General features: G+C 72.6%; 16 protein-coding genes. 8 read left to right on the forward strand and 8 right to left on the reverse strand.

Annotation, left to right across the window (positions count from 1 at the left end; genetic code table 11):
• The first annotated feature begins 202 nt into the window (after nt 1-202).
• Nucleotides 203-1585 (forward strand): PAS domain-containing protein, encoded by a 1383-nt coding sequence (locus BG418_RS29850; RefSeq protein WP_188277089.1) that lies wholly within the window; start codon nt 203-205, stop codon nt 1583-1585.
• A gap of 56 nt (nt 1586-1641) precedes the next feature.
• On the opposite strand, the gene BG418_RS29855 is transcribed toward BG418_RS29850, so the two are convergent.
• Nucleotides 1642-2397 carry an SIS domain-containing protein gene (locus BG418_RS29855; RefSeq protein ID WP_188277090.1) on the reverse strand — a complete coding sequence of 252 codons (756 nt, stop codon included), beginning with the start codon at nt 2395-2397 and terminating at the stop codon, nt 1642-1644.
• A gap of 282 nt (nt 2398-2679) precedes the next feature.
• On the opposite strand from BG418_RS29855, the gene BG418_RS29860 reads away from it, so the two are divergent.
• Together BG418_RS29860 and BG418_RS29865 are read left to right on the forward strand one after the other, a co-directional pair.
• On the forward strand, nt 2680-3372 hold the full coding sequence (locus BG418_RS29860) for a metal-dependent transcriptional regulator (RefSeq protein WP_188277091.1): 693 nt from the start codon (nt 2680-2682) through the stop codon (nt 3370-3372).
• Nucleotides 3373-3981: 609 nt separating this feature from the next.
• Nucleotides 3982-4860, forward strand: a complete 879-nt coding sequence (locus BG418_RS29865) for an alpha/beta fold hydrolase (RefSeq protein WP_188277092.1) — start codon at nt 3982-3984, stop codon at nt 4858-4860.
• Between the two features lie 19 nt (nt 4861-4879).
• Here the strand turns inward: BG418_RS29865 and BG418_RS29870 are convergent, their stop codons facing one another.
• The 4 genes from BG418_RS29870 to BG418_RS29885 all read right to left on the reverse strand — a co-directional run bounded on the left by BG418_RS29870 (nt 4880) and on the right by BG418_RS29885 (nt 9025).
• A complete protein-coding gene (locus BG418_RS29870) occupies nt 4880-5725 on the reverse strand; it encodes a polysaccharide deacetylase family protein (protein ID WP_317453799.1) in 846 nt (281 codons plus the stop codon).
• 105 nt (nt 5726-5830) lie between these two features.
• Nucleotides 5831-7447, reverse strand: coding sequence for a transporter (locus BG418_RS29875; protein WP_188277093.1), 1617 nt, complete (start codon nt 7445-7447; stop codon nt 5831-5833).
• Entirely contained in the window at nt 7444-8271 is an 828-nt protein-coding gene (locus tag BG418_RS29880) for an ABC transporter ATP-binding protein (RefSeq protein WP_188277289.1), read from the reverse strand. Before BG418_RS29880 ends, BG418_RS29875 begins: the two co-directional genes overlap by 4 nt.
• 55 nt (nt 8272-8326) lie before the next feature.
• The gene (locus BG418_RS29885) at nt 8327-9025 is read right to left on the reverse strand and encodes a bifunctional DNA primase/polymerase (RefSeq protein ID WP_188277094.1); all 699 of its coding nucleotides are present in this window, start codon (nt 9023-9025) and stop codon (nt 8327-8329) included.
• Between the two features lie 306 nt (nt 9026-9331).
• On the opposite strand from BG418_RS29885, the gene BG418_RS29890 reads away from it, so the two are divergent.
• Nucleotides 9332-10714 carry a transcriptional regulator gene (locus tag BG418_RS29890; RefSeq protein ID WP_188277095.1) on the forward strand — a complete coding sequence of 461 codons (1383 nt, stop codon included), beginning with the start codon at nt 9332-9334 and terminating at the stop codon, nt 10712-10714.
• A 178-nt stretch (nt 10715-10892) separates the two neighbouring features.
• Nucleotides 10893-12452: a hypothetical protein gene (locus BG418_RS29895; RefSeq protein ID WP_188277096.1), complete on the forward strand. Its 1560-nt coding sequence runs from the start codon at nt 10893-10895 to the stop codon at nt 12450-12452.
• A gap of 88 nt (nt 12453-12540) precedes the next feature.
• On the opposite strand, the gene BG418_RS29900 is transcribed toward BG418_RS29895, so the two are convergent.
• Nucleotides 12541-13878: an ABC transporter substrate-binding protein gene (locus BG418_RS29900; protein ID WP_188277097.1), complete on the reverse strand. Its 1338-nt coding sequence runs from the start codon at nt 13876-13878 to the stop codon at nt 12541-12543.
• 173 nt (nt 13879-14051) lie between these two features.
• Here BG418_RS29900 and BG418_RS29905 point away from each other — a divergent pair, with 173 nt between their 5' ends.
• Nucleotides 14052-14498, forward strand: coding sequence for an SCO4402 family protein (locus BG418_RS29905; RefSeq protein WP_188277290.1), 447 nt, complete (start codon nt 14052-14054; stop codon nt 14496-14498).
• An 82-nt stretch (nt 14499-14580) separates the two neighbouring features.
• A complete protein-coding gene (gene purU / locus BG418_RS29910; RefSeq protein ID WP_188277098.1) occupies nt 14581-15432 on the forward strand; it encodes a formyltetrahydrofolate deformylase in 852 nt (283 codons plus the stop codon).
• A gap of 13 nt (nt 15433-15445) precedes the next feature.
• On the opposite strand, the gene BG418_RS29915 is transcribed toward purU, so the two are convergent.
• Both BG418_RS29915 and BG418_RS29920 read right to left on the reverse strand, forming a co-directional pair.
• Nucleotides 15446-16597 (reverse strand): zf-HC2 domain-containing protein, encoded by a 1152-nt coding sequence (locus BG418_RS29915; protein WP_188277291.1) that lies wholly within the window; start codon nt 16595-16597, stop codon nt 15446-15448.
• A 107-nt stretch (nt 16598-16704) separates the two neighbouring features.
• Nucleotides 16705-17286 (reverse strand): sigma factor, encoded by a 582-nt coding sequence (locus BG418_RS29920; RefSeq protein ID WP_188277099.1) that lies wholly within the window; start codon nt 17284-17286, stop codon nt 16705-16707.
• Between the two features lie 230 nt (nt 17287-17516).
• On the opposite strand from BG418_RS29920, the gene BG418_RS29925 reads away from it, so the two are divergent.
• Nucleotides 17517-17891: an STAS domain-containing protein gene (locus BG418_RS29925; RefSeq protein ID WP_188277100.1), complete on the forward strand. Its 375-nt coding sequence runs from the start codon at nt 17517-17519 to the stop codon at nt 17889-17891.
• Nucleotides 17892-17965 lie beyond the last annotated feature (74 nt).

Below are 17965 nucleotides of genomic sequence, written 5' to 3' on the forward strand. Positions count from 1 at the left end.
GCGTGGCCGAAGAGGGAGGTGCGCGGGCGCGCGACACGCCGTGGGCACGGGCACATGAATCGTTTCCGCGACGGAAAACGATCCCTCTGGTGAAGTGATTTCCCCGAACTCGGTGTGGGATGCGTCACGTTCCAGTTGAATGATCTGACGCGCGTCGGTGCGTCGGCGTGACGCGGCGACACGTCCTGCAGGGGGTGCCAGGATGAGTGCTTCCCGGAGCGAGACCACCAACGCCCTCGGTCCCGACGAACCGGACCGGGAGGGCGGGGGCACCGGCGGCCCGCCGACGGCCGAGCCCGAGCACGGCGGCGATCTGCTCGCCGCGCTGCTCGACGGCATGGACGCCGCGCTGTGCGCGTTCGACGCGGGCGGTGCGGTGACGCACTGGAACCGCGAGGCGGAGCGGATCCTCGGCTGGAGCGCCGAGGAGGCGGTCGGGCGGCAGGGTTTCGCGGGGTGGGCGGTGCGGGCCGCGGACGCCGGTGAGGTGGAGGGGCGGCTGATGGCCGCCATGGACGCGCCGGGCCGTGTGGTGCACGAGTTCGCGCTGCTGAAGAAGGACGGCGGGCGCGTTCTCGTACGGACGCAGTCGGCCGGGGTGCGCGGCGGCGACGGCAAACCGGCGGGCGTGTACTGCGCGTTCAGCGAGGTGCACGCGCAGATCGACCTGGAGCGGGCGATCGCGCTGAGCGAGGCGCTGTTCGAGGACGGGTCCTGGGGTGTGGTCCTGGTGGACGTGGACCTGCGGCCGACCGTCGTCAACGCGTACGCGGCGCGCGCGCTCGGGACCGGACGGGTCACCGTGCTGGGGCGGCCGCTGGGCGAGTTGATCGTGCAGGGCGTCGAGGAGCTGGAGGGCGCGCTGCACCATGTGCTGTCGGAGGGTGCGCCGACGTCGCCGACCGAGCTGTGGGTGACGCTGCGGACGGCCGAGGGCGAGCGGCGGCGCTGCTGGCGCAGCGGGTTCTTGCGGCTCGCCTCGCCGCTGGCGGAGGAGCCGGTGCCGCTCGGGGTCGCGTGGCTGTTCCAGGACGTGACGGACGCGAGGCTCGCCGAGCAGGAGTCGGACCGGCTGCGGTTCCGCTGGAACCAGCTGTACCGGGCGTCGCGCGCGGCGGCGGAGTGCGAGGACCCGGTGGAGGCGGCGACCTCGTATCTGGACTTCGCGCTGGCGGGCTTCGCCGATCACGCGCTGCTCGATCTGGTGGTGGGCGAGGACCGGCTGCTGCGGCTGGCGGCGTCCCCGGCGAGCGCGCCGGGACCGGTGGCGCCGGTGGCGGGCGGCGGCATCCCGGTCGGGTACGCGCCGGGCCACCCGGCCCTGCAGTCGGTCGACCGCATCGGTTCGGTACGGGCGAGCGGTGGCGCGGGAGCGCAGACCTGGGCGCAGGAGCGCCAGTGGCCGCCGGACGCCCGCCACGCCCTGTGTACGGTCCTGCGCAGCCGGGGGCGCACGCTCGGGGTCCTCACGTTCCTGCGCGGCCCGGGCCGCCCGGCCTTCGAGCGCCCGGACGCCACGTACGCGGAGAGTGTGGCGGTACGGGTGGCGGTGTCGCTGGATCTGGGGGAGGCGTTGGGGGGCTGAGCTCCATCAAGGAAGCGCCCCCCGGCCTACGGCACAAAGGCTTACGGCATAAAGGCCTACGGCCGGAAGAAGATCCGCTCCCGGTACTCCGCCATGACCCGCCCGTTCCACTCGTGCCCGCCGTCCACGTTCCCCGACCGCAGCAGCGGCGGCTCGATGCCGCGTTCGGCCAGGGACTCGGCGGCGGCCGCCATCATCGCCTGCATCAGCGCGCTGGTGACGACGGTCGAGGCGGGTCCGAAGGGGGCCTCGACGCCCTCGTGGGTGAGTTCCGCGTCCCCGATCGCGATCTTGCTGTCGAGGACGATGTCGCAGTGGTCGCGCAGGAACGTGCCGGAGACGTGCCGCGACTTGGTGCCCTCGGCGTACGCGACCGAGGTGACGCCGATGACCTTGAGGCCGAGGGCGCGCGCGTTCATGGCCATCTCGACCGGCAGCGCGTTGCGGCCGGACAGCGAGATGATCACGACGACGTCGCCGGGCCGGGCGGGGCTGGAGTCCAGGACCGCGCTCGCGAGGCCGTCGACGCGCTCCAGGGCGGAGCCGAGGGTGGCGGGCATGACGTCGACGCCGACGGTGCCGGGGACGGCGAGCAGGTTCATCAGGGCGAGTCCGCCGGCCCGGTAGACGACGTCCTGGGCGGGCAGCGAGGAGTGGCCCGCGCCGAAGGCGAAGAGGCGGCCGCCCGAGGCGACCGCGTCGGCGACGGCGGTCCCGGCGGCGGCGATGTTCCCGGCCTCCTCGTCCCGTACCCGCTGGAGCAGCCCGATGGCGGCGTCGAAGAACTGACCGGCCAGTTTGCTCTCGCTCATCGCCTGGGCCCTTTCCGGGGTGAGAATCGGTGGGGTGGGTCGGGGGGAGTGCGCGGTGGGAATGTCGGTGCCGCCGCACACGTTGCGGTCTGGACCATTCCCGTGTCAATACGCCCTGCCGCGCGCACCGGCGCACGGCGGGGCGGGCCGGGCGCGGGCGGACGGCCCCGGTGTCGCGCGGGCCGGTCCTCCGCCGGGGCACGGTTGTCAGTGGTATGCGTCAGAATTGAGCCAGGGCCAGCGCACGAGTGCTTTTACCAGTCACAGCATCGAGGGGCACGTATGTCCGGACTGATCGACACGACGGAGATGTATCTCCGCACCATCCTCGAACTTGAGGAAGAGGGTGTGGTCCCCATGCGCGCCCGGATCGCCGAGCGCCTCGACCAGAGCGGGCCGACGGTGAGCCAGACGGTCGCGCGCATGGAGCGCGACGGTCTGGTGCAGGTCGCCGGGGACCGGCACCTGGAGCTGACCGACGAGGGCCGCCGCCTTGCGACCCGGGTGATGCGCAAGCACCGCCTCGCCGAGTGCCTGCTCGTCGACGTGATCGGCCTGGAGTGGGAGCAGGTGCACGCCGAGGCCTGCCGCTGGGAGCACGTGATGAGCGAGGCGGTCGAGCGCCGCGTCCTGGAGCTCCTGCGCCACCCCACCGAGTCGCCGTACGGCAACCCGATCCCGGGCCTGGAGGAGCTGGGCGAGAAGGCCGAGGCCGACGCGTTCCTGGAGGACGGGATCATCAGCCTGAACGAGCTGGAGGCGACGGCCGACGGCATGACCGTGGTCGTGCGCCGCATCGGCGAGCCGATCCAGACGGACGCCCAGCTGATGTACACGCTGCGCCGCGCGGGTGTGCAGCCCGGCGCCGTGGTCAGTGTGACCGCGTCCCCGGGCGGCGTCCTGGTCGGCAGCAGCGGCGAGGCGGCCGAGCTGGGCGCGGACGTGGCGTCGCACGTGTTCGTGGCCAAGCGGTAGGTCGCGTACGGACGTGAGGGAGCGACGGGGCGCGTGCGGGAAGCCGTAGGTGTCGGGCGGGGCCGGGAGAGGATTCCCGGCCCCGCCCCCGTTTCCCCTGGGGCGCAAGGGAGTTGAGCAGATGTCCGGCCCTGGGTCGGTGCCCACGATTTCCGGTCGGAACGGCAGCGGTCGGGCGGATCGCGTGCCAGGCTGTCTTGAGGCATATGACCTGAAGGGTGTACGGCCGGGGAGGTGAGGGGATCGTGCGGATCGTCCCGGTTGCTCCCGTCTTCGGCGGGGATGCGACGGTCCTGGACGTGGGACGCCCGGATGCAGCGGGCCCTCACGCAGAGGGCCCCGACGCCTTGCGGCGCCGGGGCCTGCCCTCCCCGGTGCTGACCCGGAGCCCCGAGCTCTCGGGGTCAGCTCCCTCGGGTCGGCCTCTCGGTTGCCCGACGGCCGCCCGCCTCCCGCAGAAGATCTCCCCTCGGCGCGGGCCGTCAATCCTTGAGTCGGGTCACTCGAACGAGGGGTGTTGCGCGAGAGACGCCAGTTTTCGAATAGAGGTTCGATACCCTGCCGTGAACTGACCTCGGAGCTCGGGGGCTGAAGGGGGTGCCAGGACACATGGTGCGACGCATCGACGTGACGGGATCCGATGGCGTACGCCTCGCTGCCTGGGAGTTCGCGGACCCGCCCAAGGGCCGCCGGGAGTCCGACCCGGCGTCCGGGGTGCTGCTGCTCCACGGGCTGATGGGGCGCGCGGCGCACTGGGCGGCCACGGCCCGCTGGCTCGCCGAGCGCCACCGCGCGGTCGCCCTCGACCAGCGCGGCCACGGCCGCAGCGACAAGCCCGCCGAGGGCCCCTTCACCCGCGAGGCGTACGTGGCGGACGCCGAGGCCGCGATCGAACAGCTGAACCTCGCCCCCGTCACCCTCGTCGGCCACTCCATGGGCGCCCTCACCGCCTGGCAGCTCGCCGCCCGCCGCCCCGACCTTGTACGGGCCCTGGTCATCTGCGACATGCGCGCCTCGGCGCTCGGCGCGGCCTCCCAGCGCGAGTGGGAGGACTGGTTCAAGTCCTGGCCGGTCCCGTTCGCGACGCTCGCGGACGTACGCAAGTGGTTCGGCGAGGACGATCCGTGGGTGGAGCGGCCCAGTCCCGCCCGGGGCGACTTCTTCGCCGAGGTGATGGCCGAGCGCGCCGACGGCTGGCGCCCGGTCTTCTCGCGCCGCCAGATGCTGAAGTCCCGCGAGACCTGGGTGTACGACGCGCACTGGGAGGAGCTGGCGCAGGTGCGCTGCCCCGCGCTCGTGGTGCGCGGCCTCGACGGCGAGCTCGGCCGGGCCGAGGCGCAGGAGATGGTCCGCCAGCTGCCGTTCGGGCAGTACGCGGAGGTGGCCGACGCCGGCCATCTCGTCCACTACGACCGGCCGGAGGGCTGGCGCGAGGTGGTCGAGCCGTTCCTGGAGGAGACGGCGGGCCACCCGGTCCCGTCGCCCTGAAACCGGCCCCGCCCCGAACTCAGCTGTGCGGCTTGGGAGCTGGCGCGGGCGTCGCCCACACCGGGTACTGCTCGCCCGGCTGCATGTTCTCGTACAGCTGCGGGACCGTCACCAGCGTGTAGCCCGCCGCGCGCAGGCCCGTGATGATCCCCGGCACGGCGGGCACGGTCCACGGCAGGACGTCGTGCAGCAGGATCACGCCGTTGCGCCGCGCCCGCTCCAGGACCAGTTTGCGGACGAGCTCGGTGGTGCGGTTGTGGTAGTCCGTCGCGGTCACGTTCCACAGGATCTGGGAGAGCCCGAGCGCGCGGGTCGCGCCCGTGACGCGGGTGTCGGTGAGGCCCTTGGGCGGCCGCATCAGCGTGGGCTTGTGGCCGGTGAGCTGCTGGATCACCTGCTGGGTGAGGCTCAGCTGGCGCAGCACCTCGGCGTCGGGCAGTCCGGTCAGGACCGGGTGCGTCCAGGTGTGGTTGCCGATCACATGACCTTGCGCGGCGATGCGCCGTACGAGATCGGGATACGTGTGCACGGGCTTGTCGCCGACCAGGAAGAACGTCGCCCGCACGCCCTCCTTGCCGAGTATGTCGAGCAGGTTCGCGGTGTACGGGCCGGGCCCGTCGTCGAAGGTGAGCGCGATGCACTTCGCCGCGCGGCACAGCGGGGTGTACGGCAGCGGGCCCGGGCCCTGGGCTTCGGGGCGGTCGTGGAAGCCCGGGCTCTCGTCGCCCTCGTGCACATGCTGTGAGGCGTCGGCCTTCGGCGCGTCCGAGGCCCGCTCGCCGGTGGCGCAGCCCACGCCGAACAGCAGTATGGAAGCGGCCAGCCCGGCGATCATGGCTCTCGGGGACACTCGGTACGCGGTCACACAAAAGATCTACCCACGCTCGTCCCGGCGCGCATGCGGACGTCACCCGGCGGAGTGATGCGGGGCCCCGCCGGGCCACGAGGGGCGGCCCGGCGGGGTCGGGGATCAGCCCCGGCTGACCGCGAGCAGGATCTCCGGCAGCCGCTTCGCCGTACGCGGTGCGGCCGCGCGCAGCCCCGCGTACACGATCAGCAGCCCGTAGACCGCACCGGCGGGCAGGGCCAGCCACACGGCGCCGCTCCCGGAGACGTGCAGCCAGATCACCAGGGCGATCATCGGCAGGCACAGCAGACCGCTGCTGATCATGCCGCCGGTGATGGCGAGGAAGGCGATGCCGCCCTGGCCGGGTGCCACGTTCTTGCGGCTGTCCTGAGGGATCGAGTACGGGAACGTCGCCGAGGCGAACGCGCCGGTCGCCAGCATCGCGCCGAGCAGCGCGAAGGAGAGCCCCAACGCCTCGGGGAACGCATGCCACTTGCCGGTCAGCGAGCCCGTCACCACCGCGACCAGGACCGTGTACGGGGCCGTCACCAACAGGATCGCCAGGGCGCGGGCGCGCAGCTCCAGATAGGCGTCCCGGGAGGACGAGATCGTCTGGACGACCATCCAGAACGCCGAGGTGTCCTGGCCGAACTGGTTGTACATCTGCGCGCCCAGCATGAACGCGCCGAACGTGGCGAAGTACACCGTGCCGTGGCCCTGGAGGGCGTTGAAGACCGGCACGATGAGGCCGATGGCGAGCGAGGTGATCCAGGACGCCTTGGTTTTCGGGTCGCGCCACACGTACCGCAGGGTGCGCAGCATGACGGTGCCGGTGCGGTTCTGCGGCAGCAGTCCGGCGAGTCCCGGCCGCGACTCCTTGCGGGCGGCGTCGGGGCGCAGCGTGGAGCCGTCGGGGGTTGTCATCAGCTGGGTGAGCGAGCGCTGCCAGGCGTACAGCAGGGCGCCCAACGCGACGGCGGTGAGCAGGAGTTGGAGCACCATGCGGCCGTACGAGCCCTGGCTCGCCGAGTCCACGGCGCCGATCGCGGCGGCCGGCGGCACCCAGCGGATCACCTTCGCGGCCGGGTCGAGTGCGGACAGGCCGCCGGAGTCGCCGAGCTTCTGCATGCCGAAGTTGACGAACTGGAAGCCCACCGCGATCACCAGACCGCTGAGCACCGCGAGGTCGCGGCCCTTGCGGGAGGTGAGCAGCCGGGTGTTGGCGGCCGCCACGGTCCGGGCGAGCGCCACGCACACCAGGATCGTCAGCGGCACCGCGACGACGGCGACGAGGGCGGCGGCAGCGCTGTGGGCGACCGCGATGCCCGAGCCGAGCACCAGGCAGAGCGTGAACAGCGGCCCGATGCCGACGAGGGAGGCCGCGAGCAGCGCCACGATCAGCGGGCGCGGCCGCAGCGGCAGCATCACCAGGCGGGTCGCGTCCAGGGTCTCGTCGCCGCTCGGGAAGAACAGCGGCATGACCGTCCAGGCGAGCGCGAGGACAGCGGTGGCGAGCACGGCGACCGTGCCCGCGTGCGCGTTGTCGCGCAGCGCGAGCAGGCCGATCAGCTGGAGGGCCGCGAAGAGCAGGGCGAGCACGGCCGAGACGATGTAGGCGGTGCGGCGCCCGCCGGACTGCCGCAGCCCGTTCTTGAGCAGCGAGAGCTTGAGCCGGACGAAGACGGGGGTGAGCGGGACGGTGCCCACGGGGGCGGGCGTCGCTTCGGTGGTGGTGGTCATCGCGCCGCACCGCCGCCGAGCCAGTCGAGCGCGTCGCCGGCGTCCCGGTCGTGGGCGCCCACGAGTTCGAGGAAGGCGTTCTGCAGTGAGTCGGAGCCGCCCCGGACCTCGGCGAGCGTGCCCTGGGCGCGGATGCGTCCGGCGGCCATCACCGCGACCCAGTCGCACAGCGACTCGACGAGCTCCATGACGTGGCTGGAGAAGACGACGGTGGCGCCGGAGGTGGTGTAGCGCTCCAGGACCCGGCGGATCGTCGACGCCGAGACCGGGTCGACGCCTTCGAACGGCTCGTCCAGGAACAGCACTTCGGGGTTGTGCAGCAGCGCGGCCGCGAGCCCGATCTTCTTGCGCATGCCCGTCGAGTAGTCCACGACGAGCTTGTGCTGGGCGCCCGCCAGGTCCAGGACGTCCAGGAGCTGGGTGGCCCGCTTGTCGACCTCGCCGCCCGGCAGCCCGCGCAGCCGCCCGGTGTACGCGAGCAGTTCGCGCCCCGAGAGGCGTTCGAAGAGCCGCAGCCCCTCCGGCAGCACGCCGATCCGGGCCTTCACGGCGACCGGGTCGCGCCAGACGTCGTGGCCGCCGATCTCGACGCTGCCCATGTCGGGCCGCAGCAGCCCGGTCACCATCGACAGCGTGGTGGTCTTGCCGGCCCCGTTGGGACCCACGAGGCCGATGAACTTCCCCGCCGGGAGCTCCAGATCGATCCCGGCCACGGCGATCTGCTCGCCGAAGCGCTTCCACAGGCCCCGCACCCGGACGGCGGGCGGGGCGCCCGGTGCACCGCCCGCGGTGTCGGAGGAGTCACCGAATGTCTGGTCCGGCATCGTGCTGCCTTTCGTCCCCGTCCGTACGTCTGTCCGTACGTCCACGGGGACCAGCCTACGAGCGGCGCACCCGGGCGGAGGCGGCCTCGCGGCCACAGGCGTAGGCAAGCGGACTGATCAGTTCCTCCGCGTCCGGCAGCCAGCGGTTGGCCGGGGTGGGGCGCCGGGCCCACTGGACCGCGCCATGGCCGCCGACGCGGGTCGGCGGGGCCGCCACGTAATGCCCCTCGCCCCGGGTGATCAGATCGATCGAGGCCGCCGTCCAGCCCAGCTTGCGGACGAGATCGGGGACCTTCACACCGGCTCCGGGCAGCACGAAGAAGAGCATCCGGCGGTCCGGGGTGCAGGTGACCGGGCCGAGGGTGAGCTCCATCCGCTCCATCCGGGCCAGCGCCAGGAAGCCCGCCGACTCCGGTACGTCGATCGCGTCGAAGGTCCGTCCGGTGGGCAGCAGGATCGACGCCTTGGGCTGCTTCGACCACAACCGGCGGGCGGCGACGGCGCTCCCGGTGGCCTGGGTCGCCCAGTCCGGCCGGGACGGGTGCGCGCCCGGCGAGGGGCAGGCGGCATCGCCGCACGAGCAGTGCTCGACGCCCTCGGCCGCCTCCAGCCAGGTGCCGGGGAACACGTCCCAGTGCCGCTCTTCCGCGTACCGCACCGCGCTGTCGAGGAGCTGGTCGCCGCGCTGCTTGGGGATCTGTGCGGCTTCCGTGCCTGTGATGGTCTCTTCCACGCAGAACTCAACTACCGCCATCACCTCGGGTTACGGGCGCGCCGCTTGCGGGGCAGGAGCATCGATCCTGCATCCGGGGCGCATGGGTGCATGGACGGGGGCGCGCGCGAGGTCGCGCCTCTTGTTCCGGGTAGTCACATGCGGGGGGATCCCACAGAAACACGGCAATGCCACAGAGGTACGACTGTTCGTTCCTTCATGCGACAAGTCGTCCGATTTCGAGGGCATTTCCTGGTTCCAACGCTTTCCTTCGGTTCCTTCGCATTCTCTGCCTTTTCGCAGGGCAGTGATCACAGGAGTGATCAACTGCCGCCTCAGGGGGTTCACATGGCAGCCAGGCCTCTAGTCGCCCGCCAGCCCAATGAACGGCTGCAGGCGCTCATCCAGGAAGCCGGGTGCTCCAACGCGGGTCTCGCCCGGCGCGTCAACATGGTCGGCGCCGAACGCGGGCTCGACCTTCGCTACGACAAGACATCGGTGGCTCGCTGGCTCCGCGGCCAGCAGCCCAGGGGACGGGCGCCGGGGATCATCGCCGAGGCGCTCGGGCGCAAGCTCGGGCGGACGGTGACGATCGACGAGATCGGCATGGCCAACGGCAAGAACCTGGCGTCGGGGGTGGGCCTGCAGTTCTCGCCCACCGTCCTCGGCGCCATCGAGCAGGTCTGCGAGCTGTGGCGCAGCGACGTGGGCCGACGCGACTTCCTGACCGGCTCCACGGTCGCCGCCTCCGCGCTCGTCGAGCCGAGCCGCGACTGGCTGATCACCGGGGCGGACGCGCAGGTCGCGCGGAGCGCCGGGCAGCGGGTCGGGGTCGCGGACGTCGACGCGGTACGGGCGATGACCGAGGCGCTGGTCGAGCTCGACCACCGGTTCGGCTCCGGGCACGTGCGCCCGGTCGTCGTCCACTACCTCAACAGCGTGGTCTCCGGGCTGCTCGCGGGCTCCTACCGCGAGACGGTCGGGCGCCAGCTGTTCGCGGCGGTGGCGCGGCTCACGGAGCTGGCGGGCTACATGGCCGTCGACACCGGCCAGCCGGGCCTGGCCCAGCGCTACTACATCCAGGCCCTGCGGCTCGCCCAGGCGGCCGGGGACCGGGGCTACGGCGGTTACGTGCTCGCCGCGTCCATGAGCCACCTCGCGGCGCAGCTGGGCAACCCGCGCGAGATCGCCCAGCTGGCCCGGGCCGCCCAGGAGGGATCCCGGGGCCGGGTCACCCCGCGCGCGGAGGCGATGTTCTTCGCGGCCGAGGCACGCGGCCACGCGCTCCTCGGCGACGCGCGCACCTGCCAGATCGTGGCCGGGCGCGCGCTCGCGGCGATGGAGCAGGCGTCGGCGGAGTCCGGCGACGACCCGTCCTGGATCGCCCACTTCGACCACGCCTACCTCTCCGACGAACTCGCGCACTGCCACCGCGACCTCGGCCAGCCCGAGGCGGCCGCACGCCGAGCCGAGGAGTCGCTGGCGGGCCACCCCGAGACCCGCGCGCGGCGCCGGGCGATCGGACTGATCCTGCTGGCCACCGCCCAGGTCCAGCAGCGCGAGGTGGAACTGGCCTGCTCCACCGGCACGCGCGCGGTGGACCTCCTCTCGACCCTGCGCACCAACCGGGGCGCGGACTACCTGGACGACCTCCAGCAGCGCCTTGAGCCGTACGCGGACGAGCCGGCGGTACGGGAGTTCGGGGCGCGCCTGGAGCTGCAGGCGGCGTGAGGGGCGAGCCGCGCCTCGCAGGGGGCGCGGCTCGCAGGCTCCATACGACACAGGGGAGTGCGCCGGGGGGAACCGGAGGGAGCGCGTCGGGCGTCCCGGGACAGGTGGGCGTGGCACCCCGATGGGGGACCCGGTAGCGTGACCCGACGTTCCGTAGATCCCACGCGTAGGAGTCCCGGTGACGCAGAGCCGACAGGGTGACGAGCCGCAGCTGCCCGCTGTACGGCCCGCACACGAGGGCGTCGTGCTGCCCGCCGAAGGATCCGCCCCCTGGCCCCCGGCCCCGCAGGCGGCGCCGCCCGCCGGGCAGTCCTGGGGCCAGCCGTGGGGCCCGGACCGGCCCGAGCAGCCCGCGCAGGCACCGGCCGCGCAGGGCCCGGCGACCGTCTGGGCCCAGCCGCTGCCCGCCGAGACCACGGACGCCACGCAGTACATCCCGCCCGTCCCGGCGTCCGACAACGGCTCGGAGGCGACGCAGTACCTGAGCGCACCCCCGGCCGGTACCTCGGAGGCGACGCAGTACCTGAGCGCGCCCCCGCCCGGCGCCTCGGAGGCGACGCAGTTCATCGCGCCCGTGCCCGCGGCCCCCGGCGCCTCGGACGCCACCCAGTACATCGCCCCCGTCCCCGGCCCGGCCGGCGCCTCCGAGGCGACGCAGTTCATCGCGCCCGTGCCCCCGGCCCCCGGCGGCGCGGAGGCCACCCAGTACCTCGCGCCCGTGCCCCCGGCGCCCCCCGGCGCCCTGCCGCCGGAGACTCCCGGCGGCGCCGACGCGACCCAGTACCTGCCGCCGGTCCCGGCGGCCTCGGCGGTCCCCGCGCCCCCGCAGGACACCCCGTACGGCATACGTCCGGGCGAGCCCGGGGAGCGGCAGCCTCCCGCCGAGTTCGACAGCCTCTTCCGTACCGACGGGGCACCGCAGCCCCAACGCGGCGGCGAGACCCAGCAGTTGGGCCGGTTCAACACGGCCCCCTCGGTCCAGGTGCAGCCGCAGTCGCAGCCGCCGCAGTTCCAGCAGCCGCCGTCGGCCCAGCAGTACCAGCAGCAGCCCCCGCCGCCCGGTGACGCGTACGCGTACGACTCCTACGACGACGAGCCCCGGCGCCGCTCGCGCCTCGGCATCATCGCCGCCGTCGGTGTCGGCCTCGCGGTGGTCGGGCTCGGCGCCGGGTACCTCCTCAGCGGTGGCGGCGGCGACAGCAAGAAGGACGACAACACCCCGATCGCCGCGACCACGCCGACCGCCGGCACCGACGGCGGCGCAAAGCCCGGCGACGACCCCGCCAAGGCGCAGGCCGTCGAGCTCGACAAGCTCCTCGCCGACAGCAACAACAGCCGCGACGCGGTGATCGGCGCGGTCGCGAACATCCGCAGCTGCGACAAGCTCGACGTGGCCGCCTCCACGCTGCGCGACGCGGCCAAGCAGCGCGGCGACCTGGTCACCCGGCTCCAGAAGGTCGCCGTCGACAAGCTGCCGAACAACGCCAAGCTCACCGCCCAGCTCACCAAGGCGTGGCAGGCGTCCGCCTCCGCCGACAACCACTACGCCTCCTGGGCCGACCAGTCCGGCAAGGGCAAGGCCTGCAAGCACGGCGGCCACGCCCGTTACGGGCCGGAGGCGGCCCAGGGCGACCGCGCCAGCGGCGAGGCGACCGTCGCCAAGCAGCAGGCGGCGGGCCTGTGGAACGCGATCGCGGGCAAGTACGGCCTCACGAAGCGCTCCTCGTCCCAGCTCTGATGTTCCCGGAGCCGAGGTTCCCGGCTCCGAGGCGTGAGGCTTCCGTCCGTACGGGCCGTCGCGACCCCGCCGTACGGACGGGCGCGCGTCAGCCCAGGGCCGACGCGTCCTCCAGCGTGCCGCTCACATCCGTGAAGCCCTTCTTCGCGGCCACCAGGCGCCCGTCCTTCACCACCTGGAACGTCACGTCCCGGTTGACGATCCGGGGGAAGTCCGGCGCCGCCAGCATGTCCTCGAACTTCCACCGCAGCGTCGGCGTCAGCCCGCCCGTGTCCACGCTGACGCCCTTGTTGAGCGCGCGGACCAGGTCGTGCGCGGCGACGTCGTTCTGGTCGAGCGACTCGATGACCCGCTTCAGGACCGTGTAGGCGATCCACGTCGTCTGGACGCCCGCGTCCGCCGCGTCGATCGTGTCGTCCCGGAACGCCTGTTCCCGGATGACCTCCTGCATCGGCGCCCAGCGCGCGTCGCCCGCCTCCGGGTACCAGCCGGTGATGTACGCGCCCTCGAACGGGCCGTCCTTGCCGCCCGTACGGTCCACCAGCGGCTGGCCGACCGAGCCGAGCACGGAGGCGACCTGCACCTTCTGGTCGTCGCTCTCCACGCGCCGGAAGGAGTCGAAGAACGTCTCGGTCCGATCGCCCAGGACCGCCGTCACGCACCCCTTGCGCGCCCGGTCGGCCGCCGCCTTCTTGCCGATGTGGTCCGGCAGTCCGGGGTCGGCCCCGGCCTTCACGAGCGCGTCCTGGGCCTGCTGGGTGTAGTCGCTGACGTCGTCGGCCGTACGGATGTCGGCGGCCTGGCGGCGGTGGGCGGCGGACAGGCCCTCGTTGAGGAGCTGGGGCAGCAGGTCGCCGGAGACGGTGTCGGGCCGTACGAGCGCGACCTTGTCGCACCACAGCGCCAACTGCTTGCCGCTGCCCGCCAGGAGGGTGGCCTGGCCTCCGTTGACGGGGTAGGAGAGCGCGCTGGAGAACTCCTCGTCGGAGACGCCGTAGCCGCCTATGTAGGGGATGCCCGCGGCTTCGAGCGGGGACATGAAGGCGCGGCCGTACTGGCTGTAGGAGCCGACGACCGCGACCGCGTGCGCCTTCACCGCCTGGCGGGCGCACTCGGCGGCGCCGGTCGCGGTGTTCTGCTCGTTGCAGGTGAGGACGTCGAGGCGGTGGCCGTCGATGCCGCCGTGTGCGTTGACCCAGCGCGCGTACGCCTTCGCCATGGACGGCATTCCGGGCATATTGGTCGCACGGGTGCCGTCGGGCGCCCAGGTCATGACGGTGACAGGCTCCCTGGAGCCCCCCGCGGCTCCAGGGAGTGCGCCACAGCCGGAGAACAGCGCGGCCCCGGCCGCCGTTGACGCGACGACTAACGCGGCCGTCACGGACTTCCAGGGGCGGGAGGAGGAGGAGCTGCGCCATCCGGTCATGTCCCTGCACAATTCCGCCTCATGGGTAACGGGGGAGTGGGCATTGGTCAACGCTCGGTGACGCGCAGGTGAATTACGGGGGCAAGGGACGCCCCGAACAAGGGGAACGTACGATCGAACGCGTGCAGCAAGGTTCAGCCAGCTCTTCCCGTCGCGGCCGTCGCTCCTCCACCATGGGCGGCATGCCGTTGAATGACATGCCGTGGTGGCGCTGGCGCGCGAACGTGCGCTCGGCGCTGCACATGCTCTCCGACGAGTCCTTCCACCAGGACACCTGGCTGGCCGGGCGGGAGGGGTACGGGGACATCACCGACGCCGTCTACCGGCTGGTCGAGGACACCTGGCTGGACAACTGGTCGGCGGAGAAATACGTCGGGACGGTCTTCCGCGACTCCGGCGAGGCCGCGCTGGTGGACGTCGCCGTGCTGCGGGTGCTGCGGATCATGCACCAGGTGGGGGCGGACGCGCCGATCTCGGCGTTCGTGGCCCACCACGGCTGGCCCGAGGCGGTCCGCGCGGCCCGTGAGGCGCATGTGCGGCTCGCGGTGAACGACGCGGACGACCCGGACGCCGCGCCCCGCTCCCTTGAGGTCCTGCGGATCCAGACGCGCTCGGCCTGAGCCTCCCCAAGGGGTGTCCACGTACGGGTCCGCATCCTGAGCGATGGCCGGGGCGACCGGCCGCTTGTGGCATCCTGCCTGGATGACTGACCAGTACGTCCTCACGCTCTCCTGCCCGGACAAACAGGGCATCGTGCACGCCGTGTCGAGCTATCTCTTCATCACCGGCTGCAATATCGAGGACAGTCAGCAGTTCGGAGACCGCGACTCGGGTCTCTTCTTCATGCGCGTCCACTTCTCGGCCGAGGCTCCGGTGACCGTCGACAAGCTGCGCGCCAGCTTCGCGGCCGTGGGCGACTCCTTCCAGATGGACTGGCAGATCCACCGCGCGGACGAGCGCATGCGGATCGTCCTGATGGTCTCCAAGTTCGGCCACTGCCTCAACGACCTGCTGTTCCGCTCGAAGATCGGCGCGCTGCCGGTGGAGATCGCGGCCGTGGTCTCCAACCACACGGATTTCGCCGAACTCGTGTCCTCGTACGACATCCCCTTCCGCCACATCCCGGTGACGAAGGAGACGAAGGCGGCGGCCGAGGGCGAGCTGCTCGATCTCGTACGGGAGGAGAACGTCGAGCTCGTCGTGCTCGCCCGCTATATGCAGGTCCTCTCGGACGACCTCTGCAAGCAGCTGAGCGGCCGGATCATCAACATCCACCACTCGTTCCTGCCGAGCTTCAAGGGCGCGAAGCCGTACCACCAGGCGCACGCGCGCGGGGTGAAGCTGATCGGTGCCACCGCGCACTATGTGACGGCGGACCTCGACGAGGGCCCGATCATCGAGCAGGAGGTCGAGCGGGTCGGCCACGAGGTCACCCCCGACCAGCTCGTCGCCATCGGCCGCGACGTGGAGTGCCAGGCGCTGGCGCGGGCCGTGAAGTGGCACGCCGAACACCGCATCCTGCTCAACGGCCGCCGTACGGTCGTCTTCGCCTAGCAGGCCACCTCGATCACAGCCTGCTGAGCGACGCCGTCGCGAAGAGCACGTCCCGGACCGCCTCGCGGTCGCCGCGTCGGCCCGCCGCCGCGTCCTCCGGCGGGACGTGCCCCGCGGCGAGCCGGCAGAACTCCACGCCGTCCACGGCGATATGCGCCACCACATGGTCGGGCGAGCCCTTGGCGGCCGGGGAGTCGAGCGCGATGAACCACTCGCCGCCGCCGGCGCCCTCGATCTCCAGGCACAGCGAGCGGCCCGGCGCGCCCGCCGTCACCAGACCGCGCGCCGGGGCCGCGAGGCCCGCGCGGCGGCGGGCCGCCAGCGCGCTCGGCAGGATCCGCGCCGCCAGGTCGATCATCTTGTGCAGATGCGCCCCGGACGGCGGCTCGTACGGGTAGTCCACCGCGTCCGCGATGTCGCCCGCGTGGATCCAGCACTCGAAGGCCCGGTCGAGGAACGCGTCCTTCAGCGGCAGCGCGAACTCGCCGTAGGGGACGTCCAGTTCGGCCACGCCCCGGCCCGCGAACGACACCGTACGGATCAGGCTGTGGCTGTGCTCGCGCCACGGCTCGCGCACCGCGCGCGTCAGCGGGAACCTCGTGGCGGTCCAGAACGCCTCGGTGCGCGCGGTCGGGCCCGCCGGCAGCGAGGAACCGGCCGGGTCCTCCAGGCCGAGCGCGGTCGCGACCAGCCCGTCCACCGCCATCAGATGCCCGATCACCCCGGCCACGGTCGTGCGGCGGCTCACCTGCCGCTCGTGCTCGAACCACTTCAGCCGCACCGGCGCATGCCACTCCGCGTCCCCGAAGTCATTGAGCAGCGAGTCCAGACGGGCGGTCTCCGCGTCGTACGGAGCGGCCCAGTCCGGCACCGGGATACGGGCCGGGCGGCGCCCCAGACAGTTCTCCAGCACCCGGGAGCGCAGCAGCGGGTCCAGGTCCAGGCTGCGGTCGGTGTGCAGCAGCCCCACCGCGTCCCGCAGCCGCAGCGCCTCCTCCGCGCACGGCGCGCACTCGGTGAGGTGCGCCTCGACGGCCTCGGTCTCCTCGGTCGAGCACGCGGCGAGCGCCCACGCCCCGAGCAGGGACTTCAGCACGGCGTGCGAGCGCACCACGGGCTCGTCGCGCACCGGCTCGGGGGCCTGCGTCGGCATCGGCTCGGGCATGGCCGGGGGAAGCTCCTCGATGTCGTCGGCCGCGCGGCGCGGTGGCGGTATGCGCGGCGTGCCGTTCTCGTCGTCGGGCAGCGCCGGTCCGTGCTCCACCGGCCCGTTCACCGGGCGCGTCCGTAACCGGGCGGCGCGGAGCCCTCCGGCGGGCGGGTGTTGGCGGTGGACAGCAACTGGAGCCCGAGCCGCAGTCTGCGCCGGGCCTCGTCCTCGGTGATGGCGAGGTCGGCGGCGGCCTGCCGGTAGTTGCGGCGGCCGTGGTACGCGAGTTCGAGCGCCTGACGCAGGGGCGCGGGCATCGACGTCACGATGTAGTCGGCGCGGGCGGCGGCCGAGGCGCGCAGGACCTTCGCCTCCAGCTCCTCGGTGGAACCGCCGCCGTGCTCCGCGTACTGCGCGGCCTCGGCCTGGCGCAGTCGCAGTACGGCCTGGCGCTGGGTGAGCTTGGCGACCCAGGACCGCATGGACCCCTGCTTCGGGTCATAGGCATCGGGGTTCTCCCACACATACCCGAACACCTCGCGGGTGATCTGGTCGGCGGCGGAGTCGTCACCGAGGACGCGGTGGGCGAGGCTGTGCACGAGCGAGGCGAACCGGTCGTACAGCTCGCCGAGCGCGGCCGCCTCGCCGCGTGCCAGGCGCTGCTGCATCCTGCGATCCCAGCGCGGTGGTGCGTCCTTCGCCATGCGGCTCCCCAACCGTGTGCCGTGTTGCCCGTTCCGTACCTTTTGTCCGTGCCCCTGTGCACTCGTGTCCCTTCGAATGTAGTGCGGGGGTCCGAAAGACGCGCTCGTTTGCAGCAAGTGCGCCCCCGAAAGGGCAGGTCGTGGTAGGGCGCGAGGGGTTTCGTACGGCCCGGACCGGGCAGTCGCGCCAGGGACGGACGGGGACCGACTGCACAGAGAGGTCCGGACGCGTGACGCTGATGGTGAACGAGACCGAGCAGGGCGGATGGGCCGTGGTGTGCGTCCGGGGTGAACTGGACCTGGTGACGGCACCGCAGGTACGCCAGGCGGTCCACGAGGCGGTGGCGGCGGGCCGCCGCGACCTGGTCCTGGACCTGTCCGGAGTCCTGTTCTGCGACTCCAGCGGCGTAGGAGTCCTGATCGCCTCCCGCCGCCTGATCCGCTCCTGCCAGGGCCGCCTCCGCCTGATCCTCCCGGCGAGGGGAGCGGTAGAGGGCTCCCACGTAAACCGAGTCCTGGCGGCACTGGGAGTGCGCCGCCTTTTCGATGTGTACGGGGATGTAGATGCAGCGGCGAGGGACGAGGCGGAACCGTTGTCGGCGTGAGGCGAGATCGGAGGCTCACCGACAGCTGAGCTCTGTCGGCGTGAGCTGACGCCGGGGGCCACCTACGTTTTTAG

The organism is Streptomyces sp. CBMA152, assembly GCF_014596475.1.
GTDB lineage: Bacteria > Actinomycetota > Actinomycetes > Streptomycetales > Streptomycetaceae > Streptomyces.

What these genes read in the sequence shown, in the direction of transcription:
- BG418_RS29855 (WP_188277090.1), bottom strand. Translation starts at nt 2,397, where the DNA reads ATGAGCGAGAGCAAACTGGCCGGTCAGTTCTTCGACGCCGCCATCGGG.
- BG418_RS29880 (WP_188277289.1), bottom strand. Translation starts at nt 8,271, where the DNA reads ATGCCGGACCAGACATTCGGTGACTCCTCCGACACCGCGGGCGGTGCA.
- BG418_RS29885 (WP_188277094.1), bottom strand. Translation starts at nt 9,025, where the DNA reads ATGGCGGTAGTTGAGTTCTGCGTGGAAGAGACCATCACAGGCACGGAA.
- BG418_RS29915 (WP_188277291.1), bottom strand. Translation starts at nt 16,597, where the DNA reads ATGCCCGAGCCGATGCCGACGCAGGCCCCCGAGCCGGTGCGCGACGAG.
- BG418_RS29900 (WP_188277097.1), bottom strand. Translation starts at nt 13,878, where the DNA reads ATGACCGGATGGCGCAGCTCCTCCTCCTCCCGCCCCTGGAAGTCCGTG.
- BG418_RS29920 (WP_188277099.1), bottom strand. Translation starts at nt 17,286, where the DNA reads ATGGCGAAGGACGCACCACCGCGCTGGGATCGCAGGATGCAGCAGCGC.
- BG418_RS29850 (WP_188277089.1), top strand. Translation starts at nt 203, where the DNA reads ATGAGTGCTTCCCGGAGCGAGACCACCAACGCCCTCGGTCCCGACGAA.
- purU (WP_188277098.1), top strand. Translation starts at nt 14,581, where the DNA reads ATGACTGACCAGTACGTCCTCACGCTCTCCTGCCCGGACAAACAGGGC.
- BG418_RS29890 (WP_188277095.1), top strand. Translation starts at nt 9,332, where the DNA reads ATGGCAGCCAGGCCTCTAGTCGCCCGCCAGCCCAATGAACGGCTGCAG.
- BG418_RS29905 (WP_188277290.1), top strand. Translation starts at nt 14,052, where the DNA reads ATGGGCGGCATGCCGTTGAATGACATGCCGTGGTGGCGCTGGCGCGCG.
- BG418_RS29875 (WP_188277093.1), bottom strand. Translation starts at nt 7,447, where the DNA reads ATGACCACCACCACCGAAGCGACGCCCGCCCCCGTGGGCACCGTCCCG.
- BG418_RS29865 (WP_188277092.1), top strand. Translation starts at nt 3,982, where the DNA reads ATGGTGCGACGCATCGACGTGACGGGATCCGATGGCGTACGCCTCGCT.
- BG418_RS29860 (WP_188277091.1), top strand. Translation starts at nt 2,680, where the DNA reads ATGTCCGGACTGATCGACACGACGGAGATGTATCTCCGCACCATCCTC.